Source organism: Sphingomonas fuzhouensis (genome assembly GCF_034659795.1).
Lineage (GTDB): Bacteria > Pseudomonadota > Alphaproteobacteria > Sphingomonadales > Sphingomonadaceae > Sphingomonas > Sphingomonas fuzhouensis.
This window is the reverse complement of record NZ_JAXSQY010000007.1, coordinates 1-21,813: the sequence shown is the minus strand read 5'-3', so window position 1 is coordinate 21,813 and position 21,813 is coordinate 1. Positions and strand designations below refer to the sequence as shown.

Below are 21,813 nucleotides of genomic sequence, written 5' to 3'. Positions count from 1 at the left end.
GCCCATGATCCGTGCGGGGCGCCAGGATTGTACATCTCGAACGCTCCATGTGATATAGTATCGCATTGCTCGTATGGAGACGTTCCATCTTGTCGAAGACCCTGCACCTGTCCGCATTGCTGCTGCTCGCCGCGGGAACCGCCGCCAGCCCGGCCGCCGCGCAAAAGGCCGAGAAGACCGAGACCAAGACCACCACCGAGACCAAGGACGACGACAGCAAGCGCCCGCCCTTGCCCGCCGACAAGACGATCAGCCAGAGCGCACGGATCGGCGGCCGGATCGTCAACTACAAGGCGACCATCGGCAAGATCGCGGTGCGTGACGACAAGGGCAAGGAGATCGGGCAGGTCGTCTATACCGCCTATACCGTGCCCGGCGGCGATGTCCGGCGCCCGGTCACCTTCGCGTTCAACGGCGGGCCGGGTGCGTCGTCGGTCTATCTCAACATGGGCGCGGTCGGCCCCAAGCGCGTGCCCTTCGGCGCGCAGGGCGATGCGCCGTCCGACGCGCCGATCACGACCGACAATCCCAATAGCTGGCTGGACTTCACCGACCTGGTCTTCATCGACCCCATCGGCACCGGCTTCAGCCGCAGCCTGGTGGACGAGGCGGAGACGAAGAAGGATTTCTACGCCAACGACCCGGACATCAAATATCTGTCCAAGGTCGTCTATGACTGGCTGGTCAAGGAAGGCCGGCTGCGCTCGCCAAAGTACATCATGGGCGAAAGCTATGGCGGCTACCGCGCACCGCGCATCGCCTATGAGCTTCAGTCGCAGATCGGCGTCGGGGTGAACGGGCTGGTGATGGTATCGCCCTATCTCGACCCGGCCTCGGGCGACGATGCCACCGCGCTGTCGCCCTTGCCCTGGATGATCGACCTGCCCTCGATGGCCGCCGCGCAGTTGGAGCGGCAGGGCAAGCTGACCCCGGAGGCGATGGCGGGGGTCGAAGCCTATGCACGCGGCGATTACCTGCGCGACCTGATGCGCGGGCGGTCGGACACCCAGGCGGTCGACCGGATGGTGACGCGCGTGACCGAGCTGACCGGGCTGGACCCCGCCCTTGTCCGCAGGCTGGGCGGGCGAATCGACACGCGCACCTATCTGCGCGAGATTCACCGTAACGACTCGACGATCGGCAGCATCTACGACTCGAACGTCACCGCCTTCGACCCCTTCCCCTGGTCGTCGCAGCAGCGGTCCAACGACCCGCTGCTCGACTCGCTGATCGCGCCGACGACCAGTGCGATGGTCGATTTCGTGACGCGCGAAGTGGGTTGGAAGACCGACGCGCCCTATCACGCGCTGTCCTATGCGGTGAACAGCGCCTGGGATCGCGGCAAGCCCGACGACACCCCCGTCACCGACCTGCGCAAGGCGATCGCCAACGACCCAAAGATGAAGGTGATGATCGTCCATGGCTGGGACGACCTGTCCTGCCCCTATTTCGCGTCGCGGCTGATCGTCGACCAGATGCCGAGTTACGGCGTGGCGCAGCGGGTGAAGCTGAACGTCTATCCGGGCGGGCACATGTTCTACAGCCGCACCGACAGCGGCGCGGCGTTCCGGCGCGATGCGATGGCGATGTACGGCGGTTGAGCATGACGGAGCGCCGCGCTGACTGGCGCAGCGCTCCCACCCACGCTACAGGCCGAACCGTATACGAAATGGAGCTTATGGCATGGCGGGCATGATCGGCGGATCGACGGCGGAGCACGAACTGGCGAACCTTTCGCCTTGGGCGAACCCCGCGCCGGTCATCACCGCCGGTGAGCGGGCCCAGCGTCTGACCCGCGCCCGCGCATTGATGGCGCAGATGGGCGCGGATGCGCTGCTGATCGGCGCGGGCGCCAGCTTGCGCTATTTCACCGGCGTCGCCTGGGGTGCGACCGAGCGGCTGGTGGCGATGCTGCTGCCGATTGCGGGCGAGCCGATCTTCATCTGCCCCGGCTTCGAACTGGGATCGTTCGAGGCGAGCCTGTCCATCCCCGCCACCGACATCCGTCTGTGGGAGGAGGATGAAAGCCCCTCCGCGCTGGTCGCCGATGCGCTGAAGGCGGCAGGGGCCAGGACGCTGGCGATCGACCCCGCCATAGCCTTCCTGTTCGTCGAGCGTATCCGCGCCGCCGCACCCGGCGTCGCGCTGGTCGATGGCGGGCCGGTGGTCGATGGCTGCCGCCGGATCAAGTCGCCTGCCGAAATCGCGCTGATGCAACAGGCGATGGACATCACGCTGGAGGTCCAGCGCCGCGCCGCGCGCATCCTGCACGAGGGCATCCGCGCGTCGGAGGTGATCCGCTTCATCGACGCTGCCCACCGCGCGCTGGGCGCATCGACCGGCAATTATTTCTGCGCGGTGCAGTTCGGCCGCTCGACCGCCTTCCCGCATGGCCTGCCGCAGGACGATGTGCTGCGCGACGGCGACGTGGTGCTGGTGGATACCGGCACGCTGATCGACGGCTATCATAGCGATATCACCCGCACCTATGCGTTCGGCGAGGTCGGCGACGAAGTTCGCCGCATCTGGGACATCGAGAAGGAAGCGCAGGCCGCCGCCTTCGCCGCCGTCCGGCCCGGCGCGCCCTGCGAGGCGGTCGATTACGCCGCGCGCGCGGTGCTGGAGCGTTCGGGGCTCGGCCCCGATTACCGCCTGCCCGGCCTGCCGCACCGCACCGGGCATGGCATCGGCCTGTCCATCCATGAACCCGCCTATCTGGTGCGCGGCGACCGGACGCCGCTGACGCCGGGCATGTGCTTCTCCAACGAACCGATGATCGTCGTGCCGGATCGCTTCGGCGTGCGGCTGGAGGATCATTTCCACGTCACCGAGACGGGTGCCGCCTGGTTCACCGAGCCGCAGCCCGCCATCGACGATCTGGGCTGAGGCCAGCAGTGCGGGCGGAGTCGTCGCTCCGTCCGCCGTTGGAAACAATATTAAATAAAACAACTTACCTATTATAAGTTGACGCTTGCCCGGCGATCGACTTCAAATGCCTCTCAGAGACGGTCAACGATACCGTCCAAGGGAGAGGCGCTGTGAAAGCAGGGCGAACGAACGCGACATCGCGGCCGTCATCGGCGACCGCCGCATCCGCCGTACGATGAGGCCGGGGATCATCCTTCTTGCGGCAGCGGGCTGTTTGGCGCTGGCCGCAGCCACGCTCTGGCATGGCAGGTCGCCGGACATGGCGCGACCTTCCCCCATTACGGTCGTCGCCGGGGACGGCTCTCACCCCCGCGATGTGGCACCACCCGCTGCGAACCCCGCCATCGTCGCTACGCCAGCCGCGACCGCTCCCACGACCAGACAGGCGGAGTCGATCATCACGAGCTTCGTCGCCCATGCTTCCGCCCCGCTTGCGATCGAAGGTTCGTCCTGCACGGGGTCGCGGTGCCGCGTCGCGGTCTATCAGACCGCCGATTACGTCCAGCGGGGTCGCAAATTCTACGAGTCCGACGATTTCACCGCGCTGACCCGCGCAGCCGGGGCGCGGTCGGTCGCGGTCTCGTCCTACGAACGCCCGGATCGAAGCGGCTATCTGATCGACATGATGTTCTGAAGACCAACGATAACAACGACAGGAGAGGAAGTTGATGACACTATACCGGGCGCTCGCGGCGGCGGCGCTGATGGTCGCGCCGCAACTGGCGCCAGGAACCGCAATGGCCCAGTCCTTCTGGGACGGCTTCGACAACAACAGCTACAACCGCAATCTGTGGATCGCGGAGAGCGGCAAGAATGGCGACCCGTTCGGCTGCACCTTCTATCCCGACATGGTGGTGAACGGCCAGGGCGGCAATGTCGCGCTGACGCTGCACAATGGCGCGTGCTCCGAGCTGAAGAGCAAGGCGCTGTATCAGTACGGCACCGTCCAGGCCCGCCTGCAACTCAGCAACATACCCGGCACGGTCGCCAGCCTGTTCACCTATAACAGCTGGTATGACAGCCCCGGCAAGCCGTGGACCGAAATCGACATCGAATATCTGCCATCCTATGGCAACACGCTGCACACCAACGTCATCTTCCAGGCCAGCCAGACCGGCACCTACCGCCAGTGGGAGAAATATATCTCGCTCGACAGTTATGGCATCAACCCGATGAACGGGCCGGTGACGGCGGGCTTCGACTGGACCGCCAGCAAGATCGCCTGGTATGTCATCAACAGCAGCGGCAACAAGATCTATATCCGCACGATCACCAAGAGCGACCAGACCAATTGCGACTGCATTCCCGCCAGCGCCTGGCCGTCCAATCCGGCGCGCATCTTCGCCAATTACTGGCACGGCAACAATTCGAACGCGGACTCGGTGAATTACTTCCCCAAACGCTATAGCGGCGCGTCGGGGCGGGCCGTGTATGACTGGATTCAGTTCATCGACTATTGATCGAACGGCGTGGCGGCTCCCTACAGCCGCCACGCCTTATCATCAGACGACGGTAAACCCGGCCCAGAACGGGTCCTCGCGATCGATCCAGATCGTGTTATAGCCGGTTGCGATCGCCGAGCCTTGGATCGACGGCACGATCGCCGCCTGACCGCCCAGCTCGGTAGCTTCCTCGACCCGGCCGATGAAGCGGCTGCGGATATAGCTTTCGTGGACGAAGCGGTCGCCGACGCGCAACCGCCCCTTGGCCGCCAGATGCGCAAGGCGCGCCGAGGTGCCCGTGCCGCATGGGGAACGGTCGATCGCCCGCTCGCCATAGAAGACCGCATTGCGCCCGTCCGCATCCTCGGCCGAGGGCTTGTCGGCCCACAGCACATGGCTGACCCCCCGGATCGAGGGTTCGAGCGGGTGGACCGGCTCGAACTTCTCGCGCACTAGCTCACGGATCGTGCGGCTGAGTTCGACCAGCTTCGACGCACCCAGATCGTCGAGGCCGGTATAGGCCCCCTGCGGCTCGATGATCGCATAGTAATTGCCGCCATAAGCGACATCCAGCGTCAACGGGCCGAAGCCCGGCACGTCGATCTCAATGCCCTCGGCCGCCAGATAGGCGGGGACGTTGCGGATACGGACGGCGGTGACTTTCGCGCCTTCCTTCTCATATTCGATATGGATCGTACCCGCGGGCACCTCGACCTTCAGCTTGCCCGGTTCGCGCGGGGTGATAAGGCCGTTTTCCAGGCCGAAGGTAATCATCCCGATCGTGCCATGCCCGCACATCGGCAGGCAGCCACTCGTCTCGATGAACAGGATCGCGGCGTCGCTGTCGGGCTCGCACGGCGGATAGAGGAAGCCGCCCGACATCATGTCATGCCCGCGCGGCTCGAAGCAAAGCCCGGTGCGGATCCAGTCGAACCGCTCCAGGAAATTCAGCCGCCGCTCGGCCATGCTGGACCCGCGCAGCAGCGGCGCGCCGCCCGCCACCAGCCGGACGGGATTGCCCGCCGTATGGCCGTCGATGCAGAAAAAGGTATGGCGGATCGTGGGTGACGTCATCGGGATTCCCTTGCTGTAAAATCCGTATACGATATGACGAGGCTTATGCCCAAGCCGGAAAATCACGCCAATCCATCAAACTGTCGCAGCGCCATCGTCGTGGGCGGCGGGGTCATCGGCACGACTACTGCGCTGGCGCTGCAACGCGCCGGTTGGGCCGTCACGCTGATCGAGGCGGAGGACAGCCCGCGTGCCGCATCCTGGGGCAATGCGGGTCATATCGCGACCGAACAGGCCGAACCGATCGCCTCGCCCGCGATGGTGCGCGGCTTTGCCAAGCGGCTATTCTGTCGCGGCGGTGCGCTGGCGCTGCCACCGCGTGAAATCGCGACCTGGCTGCCCTTTTCGCTCCGCCTGCTGAAGGCCGCCCGCCCCGCCCGGTACGAGCGTGCGCACGCGGCGTTGGCAGGACTGCTCGCCCACGCGATGCCTGCGTGGCAGCGGCATGTCGCCGCGCTGGGTGCCCCCGATCTGCTCCGCCCCAACGGCCATGTCGTCCTGTGGGAGACACCGGAGAGCGCCGCGCGCGGCCTCGCCAACTGGCAGGCGGCGGACACCGGCACCGCGCGCTTCCGTGCCTTGACCGAGGCGGAACTGGACGACTGGCGCACCCGCGTCCGCGCGCCCCTCGCGGGCGGCATCCGCTTCGAGGGCAGCGGCCAGATCGCCGACCCGACGCGACTGGCCGAAACCACGACCGCACGCTTCATGGCAGACGGCGGCACCCGCCTCGTCGCGCAGGTCGCAGCGGTCGGCGACGGAGAGGTCCGCCTGACCGACGACCGCCGCCTGACCGCCGACCAGATCGTCGTGACGGCGGGCGTGGCGAGTGCGGCGCTGCTCCGCCCCTTCGGCCTCAAAGCCCCGATCATCGCCGAGCGCGGCTATCACCTCCAGACCGGCCCGGACGTCGACTGGGCCGCCGACCTACCCCCGGTGGTGTTCGAGGACCGCTCGATGATCGTCACCCGCTTTGCCGGAGGCCTGCGCGCCGCCAGCATCGTCGAGTTCGCGCGCGCCCAGGCCAAGCCCGACCCCGCCAAGTGGAACCGCTTACGCCACCACATCGCCGCGCTCGGCCTGCCGATCGGCGAGGACGCCAAGCCGTGGATGGGCGCGCGACCGACCCTGCCGGATTACCTGCCTGCGATCGGCCGGGTGCCGGGGACGCGAGGGCTATCCTATGCGTTCGGGCACAACCACCTGGGGCTGACCCTGGCGCCGATCACGGGGGAGTTGGTGGCGGGGATGTTGGATGGAGGGAAGACGATGATCCAAACAGCGCCGTTTAGACTCGAGCGATTTGGATAAGTGGGAGCCTGCGCAGTCGCCCACAAGGATAGCCGGGTTGGGTGAAAGCGGATGCTCAACGAGGACGCATGGAAACCACCAGAGCAGACGTCAGCAGGCTGATTGGCAGCGAAACGATTGTTAGACCGATAATACCAGCCAGCAGCATGCCGGGTCCGTCGGGCGAGTTTCCGGCAGGGATCAACATGAAGGCTGCGAAGCCCAAGCCGAAGATAAAAGCGGGGACTACCAGCCCCGAACCGATTGCGATCGCAACATTGCGGGCTTTTGGTCGCAAGCGGCATACGGCAAATGCGATGCCTCCGGTAAGAGCGGCTATCACTACGGCGAAGACCAACAAGAAGGGTATGTCTCCGCTGTTTGCAAAACCTGACATACGGTCTCCACGTTGAATGCCGGATGCTAGACTACCGGGCGAACGTCCGCAAACGGGCGGAGGCCGACTACTTGAGTATCTTCTTAGCCTGAACGGCCAAAAAAACGGCGGTTTTCCGCCACTTTAGGGGGCGCTTCGGCGCCCTCTCTCATGCCTAAACGAGATACGCAACGAAACATAATAAACGGCGGGAATCCGCCACTTTTGCCGACGTCACGGCCTGCCCGTGACGCATGGAGTGACGCATGGCTGACGCACAGAATGACGCTCATAGTGACCTGCTATACGGGATGGATGCGGTGGCCGCCCATCTCGCGATAACCAAGCGACAGGCGCTTCATCTGCACGAGAAGGGTGAAATCCCCACCTTCAAAATGGGTCGCACGGTCTGCGCCCGACGCTCGACGCTGGCCAAGCATTTCGCGGCCCAGGAAGCGGCGGCGCGGGCCGCGAATGGAACCGATTGATGCGCTCCCGTGTCCGCCTGCGCCCCGCAGCCCGGATCGCCCGTGCCCGGGCAGAGGCCGCACGAGTCGAACAGAACCTGCGCCACGAGGCGACCGACGAGGCGATCATCACCGCGATGGCATCCGCCAAGCTCCCGATCAGCACCGTTGACCTTGCCACGATGACCGGGCTGACCCGCGCCGCCATCGGCCGCCGATTGCGCGTCCTCCGCGCCGCCGCCCGCGTCCGCTGGGTATCGGGCACGCCATGGCCCGCTGGGTGGGCATTCCCGCGCAATTACTCTGCAGAAACCTCGGCTGGCGTCATTGTCCCGACGGATCGCGCATAATGATCCGCTCGGCCAATCGGTAGCCAGTCGGAGTTGGGTACAGCGCGCCAGCCCTCTCCAAATTGTTGAGGTGGGAGCGAAGATCGGCCTCACCCACCTTGTCCATGAGGTAACCCTCCCGCAGTTCGTCTGCGACATCGAGCATGTCGACAAGGGTAAATGTCCCGTCGGCGCGTGCGATCCGATGCGCCATATGCATGACCAGAGCTTCGTCCCGAGAGATCGGGCGAACGGCCAGCACAGTCACAGCGAGCAGGAACGCCCCAAGACCGCTGGCCGTCAACGCTACAGCGCCACCCGCCAGTCCTGCGGCGGTGATCGCTTCCCTGATTGATCGGGGGTTCATGGGGTTGAGCCCCAAAAGGTTGCGCCATTTTAAAGAGAAGCCGCCGGTCCCGTCCTGACCGGCGAACATCATCTTCGTCATGTAGACGCCGGGTGTCGGCGGCTCACGTCCTTCGACGGAATACGACGTCAGCTGAACCAGCAACGGGTTTTTCAGCTGCATCGCTTCATCGACGGTCAGATCCAAAACGGCGGCCATAGGGGCCACGATTGCATTCATCGGCACATCCTCTCGTTCGGCGGCTCCATGCCGACAGTGCAGCTTGGTGTCGAATCCCCTCCCAAACCTTGGAGATAATCATGACGACGAAAACCCCGCGCCGTGGGCCAGCTGATCCGGCGGCGGACACGACGCGCGCCCGGAAGCCCGGCGCGCATTCCTTCGCTCGGGTGCTGGCTGGCGCTGTCGCGCTGGCGAAAGCGAACGCCGGGAAGAAAACGGGCAAGGCGAAGACTGCGCCGGGTGCTGCCGAGACGAAGCCCGGCGCGGTCGCATCGAAGGGCAAGCATCGCACCCCCGGCGCTACCACCGCAAAGAGCCTCAGTTCGGGATCGTTCGGGCATCTGCGCCCGACCGGCGGCGCGTCAGCGGCCCCGACTCCGGCCGCCAAGCCCAAGCGCGCCGCGACGTTCTCGGACAAGCTGGCATCGGCACGGGCAAACCTCGGGCGCGGGACAGCGAATGCCGGTACGACCGCGCCGCCGCCGCCCACGACGCTTGGCGCGCGCTCCGGCGGCCTGCTCGACAAGCTACGGGCGGCTAAGCGCAAGCTCGGGCGGAAGTAGATCCGATGCTTCCCTATCCCATGCGCCAAGCCCGCCGCGCGCTGATCCGCCGTGCCCTGGCCGCACCGATCGCCGTCGCACCATCGGCCACCGCGCCGACCACGCGCCCGGCGACCGACAAGCCCGCTGACCGGATCGAGCGCCCGTCAGCAACAGTCGAGACTTTTCGGCACCTGAACACCCCGGAGGCGTCGGAGCGGCTGCGCGCCTGGCAGAAAACGCTTCCCAGCGCCCGCCGCTGATCGCGGGTCATCATCAAGGATCATCCCCTATGTCGTCATCCCATCCCCCCGTCGTCTTCCTCCATCCCGGCATCGTGGTGGACAGTGCGCGCGCCGTTCGCGTGGGCCTTGTCCAGCCGGTCACGGGGAACGTCGACATGAACCAGCACCCGGCCCAGGCGATCAATCACCTCTGCGAGCGGCTGGGGGCGGTGATCGTCTGCACCGCATCGCGTGCCCCGTATGACGCCCGCGACCAGCTGCTGATGGACGGGGTACGCGGGCGGTTCGCCGCCGACTGGCGCACCGAATGGTCTATGGCGGATCGCGCCGCAGCTATCGTCGCATGGCATCTGGCGCATGGGTCCCCCAGGGCGGTGGTGATCGAGCGGCCGGGCGTCGACGTGCCGCGCATGGCGGGCATCAGCGTGCCGGATCGCTCGACCCTGACCGTGGCGGCGGTTCAGCAACTGCTCGCGGCGGTGCCCGATGCATGAGCTATCACCTCACCACGGCGGCGCGTCCGCTGGTCATGGACCCCAGCGCCAAGGCGGTGCTGATGGCCTTATGCGACATGGCGCGGGACCCGGACGACCCGGATAGGCCATCCCAGGCATGGCCGCCGATGCGGGGTCAGAACGGCGGCGTGGGCCTGTGTGATTGGACCTGCCTTTCGGAACGGTCAGTGCAGCGAGCCATGAAGATGCTGATCGGCGGCGGTCACGTCACCCGGCGGCAGCTGCGCCATGGGGTCATCTATACCGTTCATCCCGGCGGCGCGGCATCCACACCCGTCATTCTGACGTCCGACAATTTGACGGGCGACAATATGACGCCCGACATATTGGCGGCCACACCCGTCATATTGGCACCCAAAGCACCACAAAGCACCAATAGGAGGAAGAAGACTTCGTCTTCTCCCTCTGCGGGCGCGGATCAAGCCGAGTGGGACGCGCTGCCCGCGTTGCCTGTTGGCGCCTCTGATGGGCAGTGGGCGGACTATGCCGAGATGCGCCGTGAGATGGCGAAGACCGATCGGCGGCAGCGCAGTCAATGGACGCCGACGGTCGCACGGAAGGCAATCCAGAAACTGCACGCCCTGGCGGCGGAAGGCAGCGACCCCGGCGCGGTGCTGGATCAGTCGGTGCTCAACACCTGGCAGGGCCTATTCCCCGTGAAGGATGATCGACATGGCGAACGCAACCAGCCTGGGCGCGGCGGCGCATCGGGCGCTGGCGGTTATCGAGGGCGGCCCGTCGACGGTTTCGCAGCCGCCCTCAACATCGTTGCGTCCGGTGGGCGCGCTGACCACGATGGACGAGGCTGACCAGTTGCGCGAATGGGCGCTGACGACGGCAACCGCGACACCGGCCGCCGCCGCCTCGCCCGAGCAATTGGCCCGCCACCTTGAGTTTCTGCACGCCGCCCTGCCATCGCGCGCGAACGACCTGGAAACCGGCAAGCGGCGCTTCGCCGTGTATGCCAGCCTGTTGACGGGAAAGAGCAACGAGGCCTTGGCGTACATGGCGCGCCGCGCCGCTGAGACGCTGGAATGGTTTCCCTCGCCGAGCCAGTGCCTCGAGATCCTGAAAGGGTATCATCCACCGGATACACCCCAGGCGGCGGCGCTGATCGAGGTGCAGCGGTTCACCGATGCGCAGTTTCCGGCCTGGCTGGACGCCGTTCGCGGCGGCGGCCCGATCGGCAACCCGCCTGAACAGTGGATGCGGATCGCAGTCGAACAGGGCGTGATGCGACGGCTCGCTGATGGCAGCATGGTCAGCCGAGCGCTTTATCACGGGCCGCCGCGTCAGCCGTATCGACCTTCACCCCGCCCCGATCCTGCGCCAGCCAGCGAAACGGTGTCACCGACGCACGATGGGGATGCGGGCGCATCAGCCGGGATCGTGCCATAGCCCGCCGCTGCTAACCTTACGATCGGCGCTGGATCAGCCGGGCAGCCATACGGGCACCCAGCCAGCGGGTGGCGAAACTGTCCGAGATGATCTTCCATCGTCCCGCCGGGCCGCGCGACCCATGGTTCACGCCCATGCACGAACATTGGCATTCCTCGCGTTCAGCGTCCCAGCACGCCGGAGCGCACTTCTCCTGTTCGTTGTGAGGCTGGACGACCCACACCTTGCCGAACCGCTCAAGGCAACGGTTCACCAATTCCGTGAAACGCGCCTGTGGCACCTCCCATTGCTTGTCGGCGGCGATCCACTTCGGGTTCGTCATGCCTGTCGCTCGCAGCCACCCACGATTGCCCTCCGCGAAAGGAAGCTGGAGGCGCGGCCTGTCTCCTTCTCCGCGACGGATCAAAACGGGCACCCGCTTCTGCGCCAACACTGACCCCAAACGATCCCCCGACACCTCATCCATGCCTGTCGCCTCCCTGTCGCGACTCGCTGGCCGCGCGGAATGATCGCGCCAATTCAACCACCTCACTAGCCCCGAAGGAACCGCACATGCCTCCCATTACGAACCAGGAAACCCTGAAGCGGATCGCCGGTCTTAGCGCCGCCGTCGACAAAGCCGCCGCCGCCGTTCAGGAGGCGCAAGCATCGGTGAATGAAGCCGCGACGCGTGACCGCGACCTGCGCACGACACTGGCCAATCATGATCGCGCCGAGCCTGCTCCGAACCCCGACCTGACCGACGAATTGAGCCAAATGCTCGCCGCCAACCCGGCGGCTGCGGCATCGGCGGATTGGGAAGGCCGCCTCCGCGAAGCCCAGGACGTGACCGCCGCCGCGATCACCGCATGGAAGGGCAAGCGCACCATCATCATGCAGGCGCTCGACCGTGTGGCCGGTGAACTGACCGAACGGCGGGAGGCCCTGACGGCTGCCAAGCGCGCGCACGAACTGGCATGGGCCGGGTTCGTCAACGCTGCCCGTGACGCGATGCTGGTGGAGTTGGAGGCGCGCTGGCCTGATTTCTATGCCCAGATCATGGGGCCGATTGACGCGCTTAACCATGCCCGCCGCCTCTATTCGAGCGAGCCGGTCTATGCGGGGCCGCGCCGCTGTATCCTTGGCGAAAGCTCACTGGCCATCGGGAGCCCCGCGTCGGTAGGGCTCAAGCTCGACGTGCAGCTTTACCCTTCGCCGCCATCGGCCGACCTCTCTGAGGTCATGTCGACTTTCCGTGCGGCGTTGGCAGACATCAAGCCCAAGCGCTGACTCCCGCCCGTCAGTCGGGCAGCGACACTTTGACGTGCGCAGCTTGTCCACGAGGCAAATCCAGCGGGAATGCGAAGACCTTCCGGCCCTTCCGGTGCACGATCGTAGGTTCGCCCACCCGTGCCGGGTCGTACCCGCACCGTACGACCTCCGCTTGCACCCGTTCGCGTTCCGCCTTGGCCTGCCACCATCCTCTGGCGGGCGTGTAGATCATCGGTTCGTCCATCGGACGGTGAACGCCGTCGCCGCGATCTTGTGCCCCGCCGACCCGCGCGGCTGACGCCACGCCCCCGATGCAAATGGGTCCCTCCTGGCCCCTTCTGCATCGGGGGTAATTGCGCACCCGACGTAACCCCAGCTACAAACCCCAAAACTTGGTTGCGGGGGCAACCAGTTGCGGACGCGCTCCAAATTGGCGCAAAAAGCCGCAGAAATCTGCCAGTTTTCGGTTGCGCCTCCCCCCGCAACCACCCCGCAACCAGTTGTCAGTCGGTTGCGGGGTGGTTGCCTCCTTCGGCTGCACGCAGTTCCACGCCGAACCCCGCAGAAATCCTAGGCTTTTCCCCGCAAAGGTCGGGACCAATAGCGCCCCGCAACCACCCCGCAACCGCGCAACTGGTTGCCCCCGCAACCAGCCCCCGGTTGCGGGGGCAACCAGTTGCGCGGTTGCGGGGGCAACCTCACACCCTCCGCACGCAATCTTTGGAGCGAGCAATGACCCTCATGTCTCTGACCGCCTATGCCGCCACCCATAACGCAAGCCGACAGGCCGCCAAGAAATGGCAGGACCGTGGATACCTCGTGATGCGGGGCGAACAGGTCGATGGCGAAGCATCAGACGCCAAGATGCAAGCCGCTGGAAAGGGGCGTTTCCGCACCAAGGCGCATGGCGGTCGTCGTGTTGAGGGGGAGCGCGGCCTGATCGATCGTCCGGGTATGGGGTATGTCGCAGGAAAACGCGTCGCGGCCTCACCGGTGCCCCTTCCCTGGGTGGGCTGGCATAGGTTCGACAACCCCAACACGCTGTCGGGGCACCTGCGGGCGTGGATCGAGAGCGGCGACGAAAAAGATCAGGCGGAAGCCCTCGATGCCGCAGATCACGCAGCCTGGGACGAAGCGTGTAAGGATGCGGGGTGGGACCAATGGCCAGCAAGCATAGCAGCGGCGGTCGCAGCTGATCTGGGCATCCCCGAGCGGGCGGGCGCCGTGCAAGCGGTTCTACACCGGCAAGTCCGCGCCCGCTTCGCCTCGCTGGAGATTTTCGAGGACGATCTGCAGGACCCCCGCCTCATTCCCCGGTAGTGCGATCAGGATTCGTAGCCGTTGGTGTAGCTGTCGAGGACCTTGTCGCCGTCGACGACCTCCAATCGGACCCGCGTTCGGTCGGGCCCCATTGCGAACGGCCGGCTGGTATCACGGCAGGTATGCCGCACGCGGATCGTCAGCCCGTCGGCCGTGCCGACGAACGTCTCATCGATTCCCATGTCGCCTTTGTCGCCCTGCGACTGCAAACCGGCGGTTTGCACGGCCGAATTCCAAGCGCTGTCGGTTTCTTCCTCAGCCGATTTGTCGATTGAAGCCTTCAGTGCGGCGATAGTCTGTATAAGTCCCATGATTATTCCTTCTTCAGTTGCAGGACAATCATAGGGGTAGTGGTTCGCAGATTGCATTATTAAAACGATGCGCGTCTATGCTTTCGGCGCGCCCGGCTCCAAGTCCTTTAAACATGCGGAATACAGACGCATTCCTAGCCATGAGGCTGACAGTTCGGGCATGATGATGAGCTCATTCTGGATATCGTCCGCGAGGCGATGGATGGGGTAGCCGGCATCGAGTGTCTGCCAGGTCATGACACTCCCCTCTCGCTTTAGGTGAAACTGCCTCTCGAAGACGCCAAGCACTACGAGGTGTTCGATTGATAATCCGCCCTGTTCCCCGAATTTGTGTTGGGCCGAACTCATGGCGTCCCATTCGTTGATATTCGGATGCTTGGGCGGCGGGCCGGCCGTTGCAAACAGCCATTCCATCACTTGGGCATCAAGGGGCGTCAGCCGGCCAACGATTTCGAGGAGGCGGCGATCGGCTGCGTCGGCATCGCCGGCAACCGCGCGCGCCAGGAGACAAGCGAACAACTCCTGTATCTCCGGCTCGTCCTGTTTCGTCGCTTCCTCGAACCAGGCGATTGCGTAGCGCTCCGGGATCTTCGCGCGGTCGACCTTCAGCCCCAATGCCGCGCATTTCTCCTTCACCTTCACCTGTAACGCGGCGGCGTTTGTGAGCCGCCACGCGGCGATGCGATCCCCAATGACCGCTGCCCATGCCTCGCTCAGCATTCCACCGACGGGGGCCAGCGCGGTCTGAACCGGCTCAATCATCTTCGTCACATCGATCGTCATGACCACAGTCTGCGTGATCGCGGCGGGAAGTAAAGCCCTCCCCCCCGGCCGGACGACCAGGATCATCCCACCAACCGAAAGGCCACCTTATGCCCACCATTACCCCTCCAGCCTTTGCGCTCGACGGAACCGAGACGATTGCGCTCAACGTCGCGGGTCGCGGCGGCACCGTCACCCTGACCCAACTGCAACAGGCGGTGCGCGGTCAGCCGATCGGCAGCGGCGCGCCGAACCCGCCGGTCGGAATGCCCGCGATCACCGCCATCACCGGCACCGAACAGTGCATCATCATGAACGGCGCGACCGGCGGCTGTCGCGTGGCCACTCTTGAACAACTGGTCATGTGGTCGAAGACTGCGTTCGTCCTGGCCTTCGCCCTCCCCACCAATGGGGCCGGGTTCGGGATGCCCCCGGTCGACAATCTCGCCGATGGGGACTGCATCGCTGTCCAGCAGGGCGCGGGCCTGCGCGGCCTGACCCTCGACCGCCTGCGCGCCTGGCTGACCGCCTGATTTATCGGCGCCCGTCGCGGCGCTGCTCCCAACCCCACGAAATCCCCGCGGCGTTCGCCGTGGGCCATCCGCGCGCCTGCGCTTCTCATTCTGGAGACGATCATGGATACCCCATCCGAAAACGCGAGCATCGCGCTCACCGTCCGCGACGACCGCCGCGACGATAACAGCGGCATCAGCATGGCTATCGACGTCAGCGACGACCGCCAGCCATCCCCGCCGATCACCGACGGGTCGCCTCCTTTGTCGGGTGGGGCGCTGCCCGACACGATGTCGCTGACGCTTCGCAAGCCTGTCACCTTCGCCGGTCAGCCGGTCATGGCGCTGGAGTTGCGCGAACCCACCGCCGGTCAGATGAAACAGTGGGCGTCCCTCTCGGGCATGGCCGCCAACATCGCCGCCGTGTCGACGGTTGCCGGGCTGCCGGAGTCGGTCATCGGCGAAATCGTCTCACGCGACCTCTTCGCCGCTGCCACGTTCATAAACTCATTCGGGCTGATCGGTGCCGAGGCTTTCGATGAACCCCCGTCCGAATTGACGATCGACCTTATCCACCCGATCGAACACGCGGACCAGCGCTATGCCCAGATCGTCCTGCACGAGCCGACCGCCGGGCAGCTGATCGAATGGGACCGCGTAGACGGCATCGAGGCTGACCTGACGATCATCAGCGCCGTGTCGGGCGTGCCGCTGATCGCGCTCGACAAGCTGCGCGCCCGCGACCTCGTTCGCGCGGGATCGTACCTCGCAAATTTTCTCGCGCCCGGCCTGTAGGCTGGGGTCCGCTGCTCGACGCCCTGGCGACGCGGTACGGGCAGATGCCCGCGACGATCGCCGGGCATCGATGGTCCGAACTCTGGCGGTGGTGTCAGTGGGCCGGGATCGAAACGCAAGGCGATAGCGACGCCTGATGACCGGCGGCGGGCGGCATGGTGCTGCCCGCCCCTTTCGCCTCCGGCTGCGCGCCCGAGGCCAGCGATAAGGAATAGGGTATGTCCGCACCACGGGTCGGGATCGACATCACCGCCAATGACAAAACGGCGCGCGGCATCGCGTCGGCGGAAAAGCGCTTCTCGGGCGCGACCAAGCGCATCGGCAAGGCCACGGACGGCAATCTCGGCGGCGGCGGACTGCGCGGCATCGGCGGCTGGAGCCGGGGCGTCATCCGATCTTTCACCCAGGTCGAACAGGTCGGCTCCCGCCTGCTCGGCGGCGGCCCGCTGGGCAGCGGCGGCGGGAGCATCATCGGCCGATTGGGTGCGATGCGATCGGCGGCGTCCCTGCTCGGCGGCGGCATGGGAGAGGTCGCGGCAGGCGGCGCGGCGATGGAAGCGGGCCTGATCGGGGTCGGCGGCGCGGCGATGGCGACGGGCGCGATCATTGTCGGCCTGGCGGCCGGGATGGCGAAGCTCGCAGACAGCTGGGCCAAGGGCTCCACCGAACTGGGCAACATGGCGAAGCTCGCCGGGGTCAGCACCAAGGGCCTACAGGAATTTGCGGGGGCGGCCGAACGCGTCGGCGTCGACAAGAACACGGCCATGGGCGCGATCGGTGGCCTGTCCAAAACGCTGAATGATGCGCGATATGGGCGCAACACCGGCGCGCTGGCCGTCCTGACGAAAATGGGCGTGAAGCTCCGGACGAAGGAAGACGGCACCGCCGACACGATGGCGATGCTGCCCGACATCGCGGCGGCCATCTCGCGGCAAAATTCATCGGGCCAGCAGACGGCGGCGAACGCGCTGGGCATCTCCCTCGCGGCCCTCCCCGCCTTCACCCAAGGCTCGAAGGCCCTGACGGCGGACATGGCCGATTATGGCAAGAACGGCGCGGTTGTCAGCGATGACGATGTGAAGCTGTCGCGCGGCATCGTCCACCGTGACGCCGTGGCGACCCAATATGTCGAGAAAGGCGTCCTGGCGGCGAACCGCGCGAACGCGACGGTCGTGAAGGGCGCGGGCGATGCGATCATCACGGGATATGAGGCGATCACGAAGCCGCGCCCCGCTCCTGCGTCCGAACCTCGCCAGCCGGAGGCGTCCGGGACGACCACGCGCCGGATCGGCCGCGCCCGCAACGGGAAGATGGTCTCGCTGACATCGCACGACGTCGAAGACATCATGAAGACCACCCAAACGGAGTGGGATGGGCGCGACACCCAACAGGGGCGAGGCATCATCGACACCATTCTGAACCGGATCGCGGCGGGACGCTGGGGGAAGAACGCGCATTCGGTGGTGAACTCGCGGTCGCAATTCTCCGACATCAATGGCCCGGTGGCCTGGAAAAAGGGCCGTCACTCGGTCGACCAGATACCCATGTCGCGCGTGACGGCGCGAACGAACCGACTGGTCAGCGAATGGCTTCGCCGCCGCGCCGATGGCGCACCGTCGAGCGTCGGAGACAATCTGAACTATGCCAACCCGTACTATTCGGACAGGAAAAACCGCCCCTGGATAGATGCGCTGCCGATGGTGCGCGGCAGCGGGCATTCAGTCCATCGCCACGGGACGGTTCGGGAGTTGCAGAACAGTAGACCCGGTGATTTCGGCGTGTCTATCCCGGTCGACGTCCGCGTGACCGTTGATGACAAGCGGTCAGGCGCCACCGTCACCACTCGGACTGGTAGAGGCGGCTCGCCATCAATCAGTCACGCCTACTCCGCCGACAAACGATAACCCGCGCCTACCTCTTTGCGGCGTACCATTGGCCCAGATATCGACCGACGCCCGCATACGCATAGCACCGCACTTTGCGGACTGCTTGGCTATCACGGGTGATGGCGCATTGCCCGTGCCCAACCGTTTCTGGCTTGCTCCCAGGGGGCTGAACAGTATCGACTTGGAATACGCCATTTGTCGCCGCCAAATCGGCATCGCCCGCGAATCTGGTTTCCTTATGCGCCGGGTCGATGAACGAGATCATCACTCGCCCATCGCCTATATCGTAGATGCCGACGCCGCTACATGGCGCGTAGAAATCGAATGTCGGCGGGCGGCTCCGGTCATAGTTGCATGCACCCCGGAACTCTTTTCCGACCGCATCAGCCGCTCGGGCGGGGTTGGCCACCGGAGCGAGCAGCGCCAGCGACATGAGGGCAATCTTCAACATCTGCGGCGCGGCTCCCGTGATCCTGCCCTAGCTTCCCCAGCCTGGGCTATCGACCTCACATATCACGAACGGGTCCTTTTGATCCCCGGTGACGATCCGCCATTTCGAAAAATATGCGACCATCGTTCGATGGCCCCAATTTTTAACCTCCCCGTCGTCGCCGATGATCGTCGCCGCATGATAGTCGCTTGCCTGCCCGACGGTCGCGCCGAATCCAGTCAACTCCCCTGAACGAAAGGCTTGGCTCCGTGCCAGCGGCTGGCTGGTTCCGTCGACGCAGGTTTCAGGTGCGACCTCCATCCGCCACTCTTCGGTCAGCAATAGGACCATGCGCTGATCGTTTTCCGGCAGAGTGTGAAGGCGGAACGGCCTTTCCCCCGAGAGGGACACCCAGTGGCTCACCTCGTCATCCGCCTGAACGGCGATGAGCCATGCCGAGTCTGTAGGAGAATACGCTAGCGCGCCCGCTGCCAGTCTGCCCAGCGTGGTGGTTTGCAGGTGGTTCTTAGGAAAATAAATAGACATCTTTCGGTCCCCTCTCGTCAACCTTTCCCAGCGTTGCTTACGCTCCCTGGCAGTCGGCTCTTCGTCATTTCCGCATACGCTTGTGTTTCAGCCTCCAGCCAAGGCGCGCCCTGGATTACCTGCCCCGCCGAAAACTCAATCAGCCGCTCCACCGCTTCGCGCGACATCTGTCCCGTGTCGACAGCAATGCTGATCCAATCCATCAGCAGGCGGTTCGTCAGCAGCAACAGCGCCTGTTCTTCCTTGTCCATCGCCATGACCGTACCCCTATGCCTGGACCTGCGAGAACCGCGCGCCAATGCCTTGCCCACGGGCGGCGGCGATCAAGCTGTGATCGGTCGCCACCGCCCCGCGAAGCGTCTCATTCATTCGTGATTGCCAGCCCCGCCCACTGGATCGGAACCGATCGAGAACGTCGTTGTCGACCCGGATCGTGACCGGGGATTTGGTTGAACTGGTCGCGCCCTTCGGTCGGCCGCGCTTCCGGCCGAACGCCGCCAGCACATCGGCGGACAGCACATCAACCGCCGGGCGGGACTTCGCGAAATCCTCTTCCGTCCATTCCGGGTTGTCGCTGTCGAAGCGAACGGGGGGCTTATCAGACGCCATAACGACGCATCTCCTTTTCATGGGCGCGGCGATAACTGATGATCCGCACCACCAAACCACGGACCGCGAAGACCAGACAGCGCGCCTCACCGTCCACCCGACCGAATGCACGATAGCGAGCCTCGCCGTAATCATGCCGATCGTCGGCGACGACCACGGCGGCAGTCAGGTCGAACTCGACGGCATCCGCCAACGATAGGCCGTGCTTTGCGACGTTGGCCTCGTCCTTGGCGGGGTCGAACTCGATGTCCATGGATTTCTTGTACGTACTATTTATTCGTGTTCAAGCATTTTCTCGTATGTACGTAAAAATAAGCTTCGTGTCCGGCGATAGGCCGCTACGGGCCGCGCCGGGCCGCGACCTGCGCTGGCAGCGTGAATATGTATCGAAGGGCCATGTCGACAAACCCCCGCGCATCCTCCAGATCGGGGCGTGAGACGCCATCAACCTCGTGCGCTCCGTCATTCCCGATCAACCGTACCTGCGTCAGCCAAGCGCCAATAGTTGTGGGTAAGTCGTGATCGTCAACCAAGGTGCGAATACGCGCAGCGAGCGACCCCCTAAGGTCCGGGAAGGCAATCTTTAGCGCAAGCTCCAGCGATCGGCGGTACATCAACGCTGCGGCCTCCTCACAGTCAGTCGCTGCAAAATTCGCCTCGGCTTGGCGGAACGCTCGGTCTACGTCGGCCGGGAGATGTTCTGGGATCAGGGCTGCCGTGCCTTCGGGCCATACACTAAGACGCTCTATAGGCCCGATCTCCAGATCTTGCCCATTCTGTGCCATCTGACCCAAGCCCAGTTCCATGTCACGGGCGGTCACAAGGCTGTCCAGTGAGCGAAGTCGAACGACGATGGGCAGTGCGCAACTTCGGCAGCAGGCCGTGAGCTGGCCCCCGTTTTGACCGGACGGATTCAAGCCTAAGAAGGAGGCTTGGGGCTATCCCCTGAGCATAGGCTTATGTCCGTGTCCGAGATCATCACCGACGGCGGTCGGCGTCGTCACTGGGGTTCCACCGAGAAGCTGAGGATCGTTGAGGAAACGCTCGATGGTCGCGAGAGCATATCGGTGGTGGCGCGCCGCAATGGCGTGGCCCCGAACCTGCTGTACCGCTGGCGGCGGCTGATGCTGGAAGGCGGAAGCGTCGCGATCGTCGGCGACGATGACGTAACCAGCAACCGTCAGGTCCGTGAGATGGAAGCCCGCATCCGCGAACTGGAGCGCCAGCTCGGCCGCAAGACGCTGGAGGTCGAGATACTGAAGGAGGCGCTGGAGCGCTCGCGCCCAAAAAAAGCGAGCTTGCTCATGCACTCGCCGCTGCCGGAGACTATCCGGTGAGCCTGGTCGCCAGCACGCTCGGCGTCGGACGCTCGACGGTGTACGACCGCCTGACCGGCAGCACCAAGACGCGCGGGCCATACACGAAGGCCGACGACGCGGACCTGTTGCCCCGCATTCGCCAGATCGCCGCGCAGCGGCCAACATACGGCTACCGCCGCATCGCGGCGGTCCTCAATCGACAGCAGCGCGCCGAAGGACTGGTGCCGGTCAACCACAAACGCGTCTACCGCATCATGGCAGCCAACCGCCTGCTGCTGGCGCGGCGCTATACCGAGCGAACCGATTACGGTCATGACGGCGTCGTGGTGGCGATCCGCTCGAACCTGCGCTGGTGCTCGGACGGGTTCGAGTTCACCTGCTGGAACGGCGAGGTCGTGCGCGGCGCCTTTATCATCGACGCCCACGACCGCGAGATCATCGCCTGGCACGCCGTCACCAATGCCGGCATCAGCGGTTCGGACGTGCGCGACATCATGCTGGAAGCCGTGGAGGCCCGCTTCGGCGGTATGCGCACGGTCGCGCCGGTTGAGATGCTGTCCGATAACGGCTCGGCCTATACCGCCCGCGAAACGCGGACCTTTGCCCGGCAACTCGGGCTCAAACCCTGCTTCACCCCTGTCCGCAGCCCGCAATCCAACGGCATCTCCGAAGCCTTCGTGCATACCCTCAAACGCGATTACGTCCGCGTCTCGTCGCTACCCGATGCACTCACCGCGTTGACATCGCTTGCCGGATGGATCGAAGACTACAACGACAACCACCCTCATTCAGGGCTCAAAATGCGTTCCCCGCGCGAGCATCGCGCAATGGTTTCTGCAACCGCTTGAATCCGTCCGGCCAAACGGGGGCCAGATCA

At 65.1% G+C, this 21,813-nt stretch carries 30 protein-coding genes; 18 read left to right on the top strand and 12 right to left on the bottom strand.

The window, feature by feature from the left end:
- Window positions 1-89: 89 nt before the first annotated feature.
- The 4 genes from U1H82_RS14480 to U1H82_RS14465 all read left to right on the top strand — a co-directional run bounded on the left by U1H82_RS14480 (window position 90) and on the right by U1H82_RS14465 (window position 4,388).
- Window positions 90-1,601: a S10 family peptidase gene (locus U1H82_RS14480; protein ID WP_322965676.1), complete on the top strand. Its 1,512-nt coding sequence runs from the start codon at window positions 90-92 to the stop codon at window positions 1,599-1,601.
- Window positions 1,602-1,683: 82 nt separating this feature from the next.
- Window positions 1,684-2,886 carry a M24 family metallopeptidase gene (locus tag U1H82_RS14475; protein WP_322965675.1) on the top strand — a complete coding sequence of 401 codons (1,203 nt, stop codon included), beginning with the start codon at window positions 1,684-1,686 and terminating at the stop codon, window positions 2,884-2,886.
- Window positions 2,887-3,187: 301 nt separating this feature from the next.
- Window positions 3,188-3,562: a hypothetical protein gene (locus tag U1H82_RS14470; protein ID WP_322965674.1), complete on the top strand. Its 375-nt coding sequence runs from the start codon at window positions 3,188-3,190 to the stop codon at window positions 3,560-3,562.
- A gap of 34 nt (window positions 3,563-3,596) precedes the next feature.
- Entirely contained in the window at window positions 3,597-4,388 is a 792-nt protein-coding gene (locus tag U1H82_RS14465; protein ID WP_322965673.1) for a family 16 glycosylhydrolase, read from the top strand.
- A gap of 42 nt (window positions 4,389-4,430) precedes the next feature.
- Here U1H82_RS14465 and U1H82_RS14460 read toward each other — a convergent pair whose 3' ends face one another.
- Complete coding sequence (locus U1H82_RS14460; protein ID WP_322965672.1) at window positions 4,431-5,444, bottom strand: 4-hydroxyproline epimerase; 1,014 nt, start codon at window positions 5,442-5,444, stop codon at window positions 4,431-4,433.
- Window positions 5,445-5,477: 33 nt separating this feature from the next.
- Here U1H82_RS14460 and U1H82_RS14455 point away from each other — a divergent pair, with 33 nt between their 5' ends.
- Window positions 5,478-6,755 (top strand): NAD(P)/FAD-dependent oxidoreductase, encoded by a 1,278-nt coding sequence (locus U1H82_RS14455; RefSeq protein WP_322965671.1) that lies wholly within the window; start codon window positions 5,478-5,480, stop codon window positions 6,753-6,755.
- A gap of 55 nt (window positions 6,756-6,810) precedes the next feature.
- On the opposite strand, the gene U1H82_RS14450 is transcribed toward U1H82_RS14455, so the two are convergent.
- Window positions 6,811-7,131 carry a hypothetical protein gene (locus U1H82_RS14450; protein WP_322965670.1) on the bottom strand — a complete coding sequence of 107 codons (321 nt, stop codon included), beginning with the start codon at window positions 7,129-7,131 and terminating at the stop codon, window positions 6,811-6,813.
- Between the two features lie 245 nt (window positions 7,132-7,376).
- On the opposite strand from U1H82_RS14450, the gene U1H82_RS14445 reads away from it, so the two are divergent.
- Window positions 7,377-7,598, top strand: coding sequence for a hypothetical protein (locus tag U1H82_RS14445; protein WP_322965669.1), 222 nt, complete (start codon window positions 7,377-7,379; stop codon window positions 7,596-7,598).
- On the top strand, window positions 7,598-7,927 hold the full coding sequence (locus U1H82_RS14440) for a hypothetical protein (RefSeq protein WP_322965668.1): 330 nt from the start codon (window positions 7,598-7,600) through the stop codon (window positions 7,925-7,927). The genes U1H82_RS14445 and U1H82_RS14440 overlap by 1 nt, the downstream gene beginning before the upstream one ends.
- On the opposite strand, the gene U1H82_RS14435 is transcribed toward U1H82_RS14440, so the two are convergent.
- Entirely contained in the window at window positions 7,902-8,492 is a 591-nt protein-coding gene (locus U1H82_RS14435; protein ID WP_322965667.1) for a hypothetical protein, read from the bottom strand. The genes U1H82_RS14440 and U1H82_RS14435 overlap by 26 nt on opposite strands.
- 80 nt (window positions 8,493-8,572) lie before the next feature.
- Between U1H82_RS14435 and U1H82_RS14430 the strand changes: the two genes are divergently transcribed.
- The 5 genes from U1H82_RS14430 (at window position 8,573) to U1H82_RS14410 (ending at window position 11,195) form a co-directional block, all read left to right on the top strand.
- Window positions 8,573-9,058 (top strand): hypothetical protein, encoded by a 486-nt coding sequence (locus U1H82_RS14430; RefSeq protein ID WP_322965666.1) that lies wholly within the window; start codon window positions 8,573-8,575, stop codon window positions 9,056-9,058.
- A gap of 5 nt (window positions 9,059-9,063) precedes the next feature.
- A complete protein-coding gene (locus tag U1H82_RS14425) occupies window positions 9,064-9,300 on the top strand; it encodes a hypothetical protein (protein WP_322965665.1) in 237 nt (78 codons plus the stop codon).
- Window positions 9,301-9,329: 29 nt separating this feature from the next.
- Complete coding sequence (locus tag U1H82_RS14420) at window positions 9,330-9,776, top strand: hypothetical protein (protein WP_322965664.1); 447 nt, start codon at window positions 9,330-9,332, stop codon at window positions 9,774-9,776.
- A gap of 200 nt (window positions 9,777-9,976) precedes the next feature.
- Window positions 9,977-10,606 carry a phage replication initiator YdaU family protein gene (locus U1H82_RS14415; protein WP_322965663.1) on the top strand — a complete coding sequence of 210 codons (630 nt, stop codon included), beginning with the start codon at window positions 9,977-9,979 and terminating at the stop codon, window positions 10,604-10,606.
- Window positions 10,593-11,195 (top strand): hypothetical protein, encoded by a 603-nt coding sequence (locus U1H82_RS14410; RefSeq protein WP_322965662.1) that lies wholly within the window; start codon window positions 10,593-10,595, stop codon window positions 11,193-11,195. Before U1H82_RS14415 ends, U1H82_RS14410 begins: the two co-directional genes overlap by 14 nt.
- A 16-nt stretch (window positions 11,196-11,211) precedes the next feature.
- Here the strand turns inward: U1H82_RS14410 and U1H82_RS14405 are convergent, their stop codons facing one another.
- Window positions 11,212-11,517 (bottom strand): hypothetical protein, encoded by a 306-nt coding sequence (locus U1H82_RS14405; RefSeq protein ID WP_322965661.1) that lies wholly within the window; start codon window positions 11,515-11,517, stop codon window positions 11,212-11,214.
- A gap of 230 nt (window positions 11,518-11,747) precedes the next feature.
- Between U1H82_RS14405 and U1H82_RS14400 the strand changes: the two genes are divergently transcribed.
- Window positions 11,748-12,464, top strand: a complete 717-nt coding sequence (locus U1H82_RS14400) for a hypothetical protein (RefSeq protein ID WP_322965660.1) — start codon at window positions 11,748-11,750, stop codon at window positions 12,462-12,464.
- A gap of 714 nt (window positions 12,465-13,178) precedes the next feature.
- Complete coding sequence (locus U1H82_RS14395) at window positions 13,179-13,766, top strand: hypothetical protein (protein ID WP_322965659.1); 588 nt, start codon at window positions 13,179-13,181, stop codon at window positions 13,764-13,766.
- Between the two features lie 5 nt (window positions 13,767-13,771).
- On the opposite strand, the gene U1H82_RS14390 is transcribed toward U1H82_RS14395, so the two are convergent.
- Together U1H82_RS14390 and U1H82_RS14385 are read right to left on the bottom strand one after the other, a co-directional pair.
- Window positions 13,772-14,077 (bottom strand): hypothetical protein, encoded by a 306-nt coding sequence (locus U1H82_RS14390; RefSeq protein WP_322965658.1) that lies wholly within the window; start codon window positions 14,075-14,077, stop codon window positions 13,772-13,774.
- Between the two features lie 75 nt (window positions 14,078-14,152).
- A complete protein-coding gene (locus U1H82_RS14385; RefSeq protein WP_322965657.1) occupies window positions 14,153-14,926 on the bottom strand; it encodes an Abi-alpha family protein in 774 nt (257 codons plus the stop codon).
- A gap of 23 nt (window positions 14,927-14,949) precedes the next feature.
- Between U1H82_RS14385 and U1H82_RS14380 the strand changes: the two genes are divergently transcribed.
- The 3 genes from U1H82_RS14380 (at window position 14,950) to U1H82_RS14370 (ending at window position 18,050) form a co-directional block, all read left to right on the top strand.
- Window positions 14,950-15,372: a hypothetical protein gene (locus tag U1H82_RS14380; RefSeq protein ID WP_322965656.1), complete on the top strand. Its 423-nt coding sequence runs from the start codon at window positions 14,950-14,952 to the stop codon at window positions 15,370-15,372.
- 102 nt (window positions 15,373-15,474) lie between these two features.
- The gene (locus U1H82_RS14375; protein ID WP_322965655.1) at window positions 15,475-16,146 is read left to right on the top strand and encodes a phage tail assembly protein; all 672 of its coding nucleotides are present in this window, start codon (window positions 15,475-15,477) and stop codon (window positions 16,144-16,146) included.
- A 218-nt stretch (window positions 16,147-16,364) separates the two neighbouring features.
- On the top strand, window positions 16,365-18,050 hold the full coding sequence (locus tag U1H82_RS14370; protein WP_322965654.1) for a hypothetical protein: 1,686 nt from the start codon (window positions 16,365-16,367) through the stop codon (window positions 18,048-18,050).
- Between the two features lie 7 nt (window positions 18,051-18,057).
- Here U1H82_RS14370 and U1H82_RS14365 read toward each other — a convergent pair whose 3' ends face one another.
- The 6 genes from U1H82_RS14365 to U1H82_RS18355 all read right to left on the bottom strand — a co-directional run bounded on the left by U1H82_RS14365 (window position 18,058) and on the right by U1H82_RS18355 (window position 20,231).
- A complete protein-coding gene (locus U1H82_RS14365; RefSeq protein WP_322965653.1) occupies window positions 18,058-18,483 on the bottom strand; it encodes a hypothetical protein in 426 nt (141 codons plus the stop codon).
- Window positions 18,484-18,510: 27 nt separating this feature from the next.
- Window positions 18,511-19,008: a hypothetical protein gene (locus tag U1H82_RS14360; protein ID WP_322965652.1), complete on the bottom strand. Its 498-nt coding sequence runs from the start codon at window positions 19,006-19,008 to the stop codon at window positions 18,511-18,513.
- Window positions 19,009-19,025: 17 nt separating this feature from the next.
- The gene (locus U1H82_RS14355) at window positions 19,026-19,265 is read right to left on the bottom strand and encodes a hypothetical protein (RefSeq protein ID WP_322965651.1); all 240 of its coding nucleotides are present in this window, start codon (window positions 19,263-19,265) and stop codon (window positions 19,026-19,028) included.
- Between the two features lie 10 nt (window positions 19,266-19,275).
- Complete coding sequence (locus U1H82_RS14350) at window positions 19,276-19,617, bottom strand: BrnA antitoxin family protein (protein ID WP_322965650.1); 342 nt, start codon at window positions 19,615-19,617, stop codon at window positions 19,276-19,278.
- Window positions 19,607-19,870, bottom strand: coding sequence for a BrnT family toxin (locus U1H82_RS14345; RefSeq protein ID WP_322965649.1), 264 nt, complete (start codon window positions 19,868-19,870; stop codon window positions 19,607-19,609). Before U1H82_RS14345 ends, U1H82_RS14350 begins: the two co-directional genes overlap by 11 nt.
- Before the next feature lie 85 nt (window positions 19,871-19,955).
- Entirely contained in the window at window positions 19,956-20,231 is a 276-nt protein-coding gene (locus U1H82_RS18355) for a DUF4145 domain-containing protein (RefSeq protein WP_511073015.1), read from the bottom strand.
- A gap of 345 nt (window positions 20,232-20,576) precedes the next feature.
- On the opposite strand from U1H82_RS18355, the gene U1H82_RS14340 reads away from it, so the two are divergent.
- A protein-coding gene (locus tag U1H82_RS14340; RefSeq protein ID WP_322962882.1) for an IS3 family transposase occupies window positions 20,577-21,784 on the top strand; the annotation gives its coding sequence in 2 pieces (ribosomal slippage) (window positions 20,577-20,901 and window positions 20,901-21,784; 1,209 coding nt in all).
- Window positions 21,785-21,813: the final 29 nt, after the last annotated feature.

Bases quoted from the DNA above. Each gene is read 5' to 3' on its own strand.
- U1H82_RS14475 (WP_322965675.1), top strand. From the start codon at position 1,684: ATGGCGGGCATGATCGGCGGATCGACGGCGGAGCACGAACTGGCGAAC.
- U1H82_RS14470 (WP_322965674.1), top strand. From the start codon at position 3,188: ATGGCGCGACCTTCCCCCATTACGGTCGTCGCCGGGGACGGCTCTCAC.
- U1H82_RS14465 (WP_322965673.1), top strand. From the start codon at position 3,597: ATGACACTATACCGGGCGCTCGCGGCGGCGGCGCTGATGGTCGCGCCG.
- U1H82_RS14460 (WP_322965672.1), bottom strand. From the start codon at position 5,444: ATGACGTCACCCACGATCCGCCATACCTTTTTCTGCATCGACGGCCAT.
- U1H82_RS14455 (WP_322965671.1), top strand. From the start codon at position 5,478: ATGACGAGGCTTATGCCCAAGCCGGAAAATCACGCCAATCCATCAAAC.
- U1H82_RS14450 (WP_322965670.1), bottom strand. From the start codon at position 7,131: ATGTCAGGTTTTGCAAACAGCGGAGACATACCCTTCTTGTTGGTCTTC.
- U1H82_RS14445 (WP_322965669.1), top strand. From the start codon at position 7,377: ATGGCTGACGCACAGAATGACGCTCATAGTGACCTGCTATACGGGATG.
- U1H82_RS14440 (WP_322965668.1), top strand. From the start codon at position 7,598: ATGCGCTCCCGTGTCCGCCTGCGCCCCGCAGCCCGGATCGCCCGTGCC.
- U1H82_RS14435 (WP_322965667.1), bottom strand. From the start codon at position 8,492: ATGAATGCAATCGTGGCCCCTATGGCCGCCGTTTTGGATCTGACCGTC.
- U1H82_RS14430 (WP_322965666.1), top strand. From the start codon at position 8,573: ATGACGACGAAAACCCCGCGCCGTGGGCCAGCTGATCCGGCGGCGGAC.
- U1H82_RS14425 (WP_322965665.1), top strand. From the start codon at position 9,064: ATGCTTCCCTATCCCATGCGCCAAGCCCGCCGCGCGCTGATCCGCCGT.
- U1H82_RS14420 (WP_322965664.1), top strand. From the start codon at position 9,330: ATGTCGTCATCCCATCCCCCCGTCGTCTTCCTCCATCCCGGCATCGTG.
- U1H82_RS14415 (WP_322965663.1), top strand. From the start codon at position 9,977: ATGAAGATGCTGATCGGCGGCGGTCACGTCACCCGGCGGCAGCTGCGC.
- U1H82_RS14410 (WP_322965662.1), top strand. From the start codon at position 10,593: ATGGACGAGGCTGACCAGTTGCGCGAATGGGCGCTGACGACGGCAACC.
- U1H82_RS14405 (WP_322965661.1), bottom strand. From the start codon at position 11,517: ATGACGAACCCGAAGTGGATCGCCGCCGACAAGCAATGGGAGGTGCCA.
- U1H82_RS14400 (WP_322965660.1), top strand. From the start codon at position 11,748: ATGCCTCCCATTACGAACCAGGAAACCCTGAAGCGGATCGCCGGTCTT.
- U1H82_RS14395 (WP_322965659.1), top strand. From the start codon at position 13,179: ATGACCCTCATGTCTCTGACCGCCTATGCCGCCACCCATAACGCAAGC.
- U1H82_RS14390 (WP_322965658.1), bottom strand. From the start codon at position 14,077: ATGGGACTTATACAGACTATCGCCGCACTGAAGGCTTCAATCGACAAA.
- U1H82_RS14385 (WP_322965657.1), bottom strand. From the start codon at position 14,926: ATGATCCTGGTCGTCCGGCCGGGGGGGAGGGCTTTACTTCCCGCCGCG.
- U1H82_RS14380 (WP_322965656.1), top strand. From the start codon at position 14,950: ATGCCCACCATTACCCCTCCAGCCTTTGCGCTCGACGGAACCGAGACG.
- U1H82_RS14375 (WP_322965655.1), top strand. From the start codon at position 15,475: ATGGATACCCCATCCGAAAACGCGAGCATCGCGCTCACCGTCCGCGAC.
- U1H82_RS14370 (WP_322965654.1), top strand. From the start codon at position 16,365: ATGTCCGCACCACGGGTCGGGATCGACATCACCGCCAATGACAAAACG.
- U1H82_RS14365 (WP_322965653.1), bottom strand. From the start codon at position 18,483: ATGTTGAAGATTGCCCTCATGTCGCTGGCGCTGCTCGCTCCGGTGGCC.
- U1H82_RS14360 (WP_322965652.1), bottom strand. From the start codon at position 19,008: ATGTCTATTTATTTTCCTAAGAACCACCTGCAAACCACCACGCTGGGC.
- U1H82_RS14355 (WP_322965651.1), bottom strand. From the start codon at position 19,265: ATGGCGATGGACAAGGAAGAACAGGCGCTGTTGCTGCTGACGAACCGC.
- U1H82_RS14350 (WP_322965650.1), bottom strand. From the start codon at position 19,617: ATGGCGTCTGATAAGCCCCCCGTTCGCTTCGACAGCGACAACCCGGAA.
- U1H82_RS14345 (WP_322965649.1), bottom strand. From the start codon at position 19,870: ATGGACATCGAGTTCGACCCCGCCAAGGACGAGGCCAACGTCGCAAAG.
- U1H82_RS18355 (WP_511073015.1), bottom strand. From the start codon at position 20,231: ATGTACCGCCGATCGCTGGAGCTTGCGCTAAAGATTGCCTTCCCGGAC.